This is a genomic window from Kitasatospora sp. NPDC036755, assembly GCF_040636595.1.
Lineage (GTDB): Bacteria > Actinomycetota > Actinomycetes > Streptomycetales > Streptomycetaceae > Kitasatospora.
In genome coordinates, this window is record NZ_JBEZUT010000477.1 from 1 (window position 1) to 4,695 (window position 4,695).

Annotated in this window: 4 protein-coding genes; all 4 read right to left on the bottom strand. The window is 77.9% G+C overall.

Annotated elements, in window-relative coordinates; genetic code table 11:
* Positions 1 to 37: 37 nt before the first annotated feature.
* Positions 38 to 1,033 (bottom strand): MazG family protein, encoded by a 996-nt coding sequence (locus AB0E96_RS38290; RefSeq protein ID WP_359831029.1) that lies wholly within the window; start codon positions 1,031 to 1,033, stop codon positions 38 to 40.
* 197 nt (positions 1,034 to 1,230) lie between these two features.
* Positions 1,231 to 2,880 carry a serine/threonine-protein kinase gene (locus AB0E96_RS38295; RefSeq protein WP_359831031.1) on the bottom strand — a complete coding sequence of 550 codons (1,650 nt, stop codon included), beginning with the start codon at positions 2,878 to 2,880 and terminating at the stop codon, positions 1,231 to 1,233.
* A complete protein-coding gene (locus AB0E96_RS38300; protein WP_359831033.1) occupies positions 2,877 to 3,485 on the bottom strand; it encodes a hypothetical protein in 609 nt (202 codons plus the stop codon). The genes AB0E96_RS38295 and AB0E96_RS38300 overlap by 4 nt, the downstream gene beginning before the upstream one ends.
* Before the next feature lie 228 nt (positions 3,486 to 3,713).
* Positions 3,714 to 4,499, bottom strand: coding sequence for a hypothetical protein (locus AB0E96_RS38305; protein ID WP_359831035.1), 786 nt, complete (start codon positions 4,497 to 4,499; stop codon positions 3,714 to 3,716).
* Between the last annotated feature and the right edge of the window lie 196 nt (positions 4,500 to 4,695).

The following is a 4,695-nucleotide window of genomic DNA, read 5'->3' on the forward strand; positions in this document are numbered from 1 at the left end:
TCGCCGAGGATCAGCACGAACACGACGCCGACCGCGATCAGGCCTGGCCCGGCGATGAAGCGGGTGATGTTGGTGAGGTTGTCGGCCTGCAGGAACCGGCGTCGTGCGCGCGCTGCGCCACCGCGAGCAGCAGCCGGCCCGCCGAGTCGGCGGTCAGCTCGGCCGGCAGCTCGTACGACTCGTCCGGCACCCCGGCGAAACCGGACCGGCGGACCCGGGACACCAGCTTCGCCGCGTACGCCAGCGCGGGCAGCCCGGCCGGCACACCGTCCAGCACCGACTCGCGGTCCGCCTTCTCCGCCGCCTTCAGCTGCTCCCAGTTCGCCTCCACCTCGGCGGCGCCCCCGGCCTCGACGTCCCCGAAGACGTGCGGGTGCCGGTACACCAGCTTCTCGACGATGTCCCCGGCCACGTCGTCGATGCCGAACGGCTCGCCCGGGTGCTCCTCGGCGATCCGGGAGTGGAAGAACACCTGCAGCAGGACGTCGCCCAGCTCCTCGCGCAGCGAGTCCCGGTCCCCCTCCTCGATCGCCTCGACCAGCTCGTAGGCCTCCTCGACCAGGTACTTCACCAGGCTCTCGTGCGTCTGCTCCGCGTCCCACGGGCAACCGCCCGGGGAGCGCAGCCGGTCCATCACCGTCACCAGGTCCAGCAGCCGCGACCCCGGCAGGTCGTACGAACCGGGCAGCACCTCGATCTCCGGCACCTCGCCGGCGTGCTCCACCGCGAGCCGCGCCAGCGCGTCGGTCAGCCCCGGATCCCCGTCCGGGCCGCCCAGCCACACCGTCGGCCCGGCCCCGGCGGGCTGCCCGGTCAGCAGCCGCGCCAGCGCGGGCGCCGACCCGGCCGGCACCGCCTCCACCGTCACCCCGGCCTGCCGCACCGCCGCCACCTGCGGATGCGTCTCGTCCCCCACCAGCACCCGCCCCGCCGACCGCAACGCCTCCCACGCCGGCCACGCCAGCAGGCCGGGGGCCACCCGGTGGGTGGTGGTCAGCAGGATCAACTTCGCGCCCGGAACATTCGTCGTCACACCCCGAACCTACCCCCGCGCCCCCACCCCGGGCCGGGCCCGCCCGGAAAGCCCACCCGCGCGGGAAGCCGGACCGGCCGACATCCCGCGCCCTCCCCGTCCGGCCCGTGGGCGCCCGGCGGAGCCGTGGGCTCGTGGGCGCCTCCCGGCCGGGGGCGGGGGTATCGCGCGACCGGGAGCGACCGGCAGGGCGGCCCCTAGCGGCGGGGTGGGGGCCAGGGGGTGGAGGCGGGGGTGAGGGTGGAGAGGGACTGGCGGAGCCGGCGGACGGTGGGGTGGTGGGGGCCGTCGCGGCGTTCGCGGTCGAGGAGGAGCGGGAGCAGCCACTGCCAGGCGTTCTGCGGGTCGCCGGTGGCGGCGAGGTGGAGGCCGATGCGTTCGCGGAGGTCGTAGCTGCGCTCGGGGTCGGTGTCGATGCCGGTTTCCAGGCGGGCGGTGTGGGCGGTGAGGAGGGCCTGGTACTCGGCGAGGGCTTCGGCGCCGTGGCCGAGCCGGTCCAGGCAGACGGCGGCGCGGTAGCGGTGGTCGAGGCCCTGCGGGCCGTGCGGGCCGCCGTCGGCGGTGGTGGCGAGGCGGCGGTACTCGGGGAGGGCCTGCTGGGGGTGGCCCTCGTGCAGGAGGGTGCGGGCGTAGATGGTGCGGATGGTGCGCACCAGGGGTGCGGCGTCGCCGAGTTCGCTCTCGGCGCGGGGCAGCAGGCGGGCGGCGAGGCCGAGCACCTCGGTGTGGCGGCCGGCGTCGACCAGGTCGGAGAGCCGGGCGCACTCCGCGCCGAGGTCCGGCCCCGTCGGGACGGGCGGCGGTGTCGCAGGGGCGGGCGGCGGCGTCGGAGGGGCGGGCGGCGTGAGGAAGGGCCGCGGCTCGGAGCGGACCGCCGGTGCCGGGGCGGCCGGCGCGGCCGACGGCTGCGGCTGGTGCGGGTAGCGGAAGGGCCGGGCCGGGTCCGGCAGCGGGGTGTAGCGGGGCTGCGGGGCTCGGTCGGCCGCGGGCAGCAGCGGGAGCAGCCGGGCGTACACGGTCTGGGCGTCGGCCGGGCGGTCGGCGGGCTGCTTGGCGAGCAGGTCGAGCACCAGCCGTTCCAGCGGCTGCGGCACCTCGGGCCGCAACTCCCGTAGCGGGACCGGCGGTTCGTCGACGTGCCGGCGCAGGACGCCGAGCGCGGTGGGGGCCCGGAACGGTTCCTCGCCGGCGAGCATCTCGTGCAGCAGGCAGCCGAGCGCGTAGAGGTCGCTGCGCGGGTCGGTGGTGGCGGCGAGGGCCTGCTCGGGGGCCATGTAGGAGGGGCTGCCGACGGGCACGCCGGTGAGGGTGAGCCGGGTGGTCTCGGTGTCGAGGGCGGTGGCGATGCCGAGGTCGAGCAGGACGGTGCGGCCGTCCTCACGGACCATGACGTTGCTCGGCTTGAGGTCGCGGTGGACCACCGGGATGGCGTGGACGGCGGCCAGTGCGGCGCAGAGCTGCGCGGCCACGGCCGCCGCGCGCTCGATCGGGAGGGGGGCGTCCTCGGCGATGAGGTCGGCCAGGCTGACCCCGGGGATGCGCTGCATGACGAGGTAGAGCTCGTCCCCGTCCTCGCCCGCGTCGAAGACGGTGACCAGTCCGGGGTGGTCGAGTGCGGCCGTCACCCGGCATTCGCGCAGGAAGCGGCGGCGCAACTCGTCGCTGTGGCGGGCCCGTTCGCCGCCGGAGCCGGTCCCGCCGGGCAGCAGGTGCTCGGGGCGGAGCAGTTTGACCGCGACCGGACGGTGCAGCCGTTCGTCCCGGCCGGCCCAGACCTGGCCCATGCCCCCGTGGCCGATCTTCTCGGTGAGCCGGTAGCGGCCGGCGATCAACCGGGTGGCGGTCACGGCCGGTCCTCGCGGGCCTGGCGGCGCAGCAGCTCGCCCAGCTCGCGCAGGTCGTGGGCGGTCTCGGGCGCCGGCGCGACGGGAGCCGGGGCAGCGGGGGCGACGGGCGCGGCCGGCACGGCCGGCGGGGGGAACCCGTACCCGGGCACGGTCCCCGCGTACGAGGAGACGCCGGGCACCGCGTACGGCGGGACGATCCGCGGGGCGGCCTGCGGCGTCGGCCTCCCGGCCAGCCAGACCGCCCGGCTGTCCATCACCAGGAAGTGCGCCGTCGGCAGGAGCCACAGCACGGCCAGCGTGATCTCACCGGTGGTGTCGGCGGTCGGGTTCTTCAGGCTGCCCGCGACCCCGGCACAGACGATCATGGTGAGCAGCAGCGCGCAGAACACCACCGCGCCGGCGATGTCGTACGCCCTGCGGCGCCGGACCGCCAGCAGCAGCGAGGGGACGGCCCCGAGCAGGCCGAAGGTGAGCAGCGGGGCCAGCGCGCACAGCACCCGCGCGGCCACCCCGAACCGCCCGGGGATCGGAGCCTGCCCCGGCCCCGGCCCGTACGGCGTTCCGCCGGGCGGCGGCCCGAACTGCCCGGGGTACTGCCCTGACATGCGCGCTCCTGAGCTGGTGAGGACCGGCACCGAGGGCGGTGCGGACGGCTGCGCCCACCGTACCGCCAGGTCCGGCCGCTCCGGAGGGCTTCCGTCCGCCCGCCGCCGCATCGGTATCGCGCCGCGATCGCAGCGCTACTGAGCCCCGGTCACCTCACCGGGCGCGCACCGGGCGGCCACCACGGCCCCGGCCCGGCCCCCTCCCCCGCACGGTCCGCGGGACGGCCGTCAGGCCGGCGGTTCCAGCGTGCCGGTGGCCAGGGCGTCGGTGGCGGCCCGGGCGAGGCTGCGACCGAGGGCGGCGGCCCGGTCGAGGGCGGCGTCGAAGGCGGCGAGGCGGGCGAAGGCGGTGCCGAGGCGGTGCTGGGCGGGGAGCGGGAGGCGGGGCAGCTCGACCCGGCGGATGTCGAGGCGGGCGGTGGTGGTGGCGTGGCTGGCGGCGCGCCGGGTGCCGGCGGTGGAGCGGAACTGGCCGGCCAGGAACTCGGGGTCGAGGGCGGCCGGATCGGGCCGCAGGAGGTGGAGTTGGCGGCCGAGGGCGACGCCGACCAGGGGGCCCTCGGCGGGGACGACCAGGGCGGTGCCGCCGCCGAGCGCGGGCACCAGGACGTCGCCGGGGCGGGTGCGGACGTCCCCGGCCGGGCCCGGGCCGGTGGCCAGGACGGCGCTGGGCGCGGCACCGGTGGCGAGGTCCTGGTCGGTGACGACGGGGGTGCCGCCGGGGCCCGCGGGGCGGGTGGCGGCGCCGGTGCCGGAGGAGTACACCTCCAGCGCGCCGGCGCGGACCAGTTCTCCGATGGTGACGACCCCGGCCGGGGCGGCCCCGGACGCCCCGCCGGGCTCGGCGCCCGGCCGCGGCAGCAGCGCGACCGGGTCGGGCAGCCCGGCCAGCAGCTCGGCCAGCCGGCCGCCGAGGTGGGAGAGTTCGGCCGCGCCGCCGAGCGGGGCGGCGGGCGGGACGTGCCGGGCCGGGGAGAGGTCGGTCTCGTCGTCGAGCAGGTCGATCGCGGCCATCGCCCGGTGGACGCCGGGCCGGTCGGCGGGGACCGGCCGGCCCTCGCGCGCGGCGAGGTCGAAGCCGCGCCAGGCCTCCAGGACGGTGCGGCGCAGCTCGGCCGCTGCCCGCCGCGCCCGGCCACACGGCCGAGGTCGGTCTGCTCGACTTCGACCACTTCGCGGTCTGCGTGGGCCCAGGCGAGCTCAACGCCAC